This window comes from Rhodococcus xishaensis, from assembly GCF_004011825.1.
GTDB classification, from domain to species: Bacteria; Actinomycetota; Actinomycetes; order Mycobacteriales; family Mycobacteriaceae; genus Prescottella; species Prescottella xishaensis.
Genome location: NZ_RKLO01000017.1, coordinates 1 through 705, shown reverse-complemented (window position 1 = coordinate 705; position 705 = coordinate 1). Strand labels below are relative to the sequence as shown.

General features: G+C 62.1%; 1 protein-coding gene. It reads right to left on the bottom strand.

Features of this window, described 5'->3' with window-relative positions; translation table 11 throughout:
* Positions 1–705: AMP-binding protein (locus EGT50_RS16895; protein ID WP_164873443.1), on the bottom strand; the 705-nt coding region annotated here is incomplete at both ends.

The following is a 705-nucleotide window of genomic DNA, read 5'->3' as shown; positions in this document are numbered from 1 at the left end:
AACGCCCCGCCGTCAAACCAGCCCGACCGGCATACCCACGAGCCACCTGCTCACCGGCGATATACAACTCCCCGCCCACACCCACCGGCACCGGACGCAACCACCCATCCAACACATACACCCGCGTATTGGCTGCTGGCTCCCCAATCGGCACAGCTGCAAAGCCCAACTCGGAAATCTTGGCGGTCACCGAAAACGTGGTGGTTTCGGTGGGTCCGTATCCATTGATCACTCGAAGGTGCGGGTATCGGCGAACGACCGTGTCAACCGGTTCCCGAGCCAACGCAGCACCGCCCGCGATGACTTGCTCGACACTGCTCAGATCGATTCCCACCTCGGAATCGACGAAGTCGGCAAACAGGTCGAACAACGGTGTCGTCAAGAACATGGCGGTAACGCAATGCTCCTCGACCGACCTGACGATCTGAGCAATGTCAGACCGCTCCCCCGCAACGACGACCAGTGCACCACCACCGAGCAACGCCGGCCAGATTTCATGCGTCGAGGCATCGAACGCGATCGAGGAATGCACGAGCATCCGCCCGGCCGGACCAACCGGCCATACATGCAAGGCCAAGTTGACGACGTTGTGGTGGCAGACCGCGACACCCTTCGGGCGTCCGGTCGACCCGGAGGTGTAGATCAGATACGCCAGATTCCCCGCACGCAACGGGGCGCGACGTTCGACGTCCCGGACATCGACGT